Annotated in this window: 1 pseudogene; it reads left to right on the top strand. The window is 51.8% G+C overall.

Annotated features, from left to right (window positions below):
• Positions 1-22: 22 nt before the first annotated feature.
• Positions 23-365, top strand: a pseudogene (locus tag ACTHS3_RS17295) (peptide ABC transporter permease); the annotation flags it as partial.

Here is a 365-nt window from a genome sequence, read left to right on the forward strand (position 1 = left end):
GAATAAAAAGCGAGAGAACATTATGTTATTCAAAAAGAAGCAGACTCAGGCCCTCGCAGAGGCAGCAGAATACGCCCAAGTACACGGCAAAAGCCTGTGGAGCGACGCATGGCGGCGTTTTAAACAGAACAAAGCGGCGGTGTACAGCATTATCATCCTGTTGCTGATCAGTATTTTTGTGATTGTGGCGCCATGGATTGTCCGCTACACCTACGACTTTACCGACTGGGACAATATGCAGATTCCGCCTTCCTTTTCTACCCATCACTATCTGGGTACGGATTTGCTCGGCCGCGATTTGCTGTCGCGTGCGGCAACCGGCGGACGTATTTCCTTGCTGGTCGGTGTGGCCGGCGCATTAGTGG

This window comes from Neisseria sp. P0009.S007 (assembly GCF_051962515.1).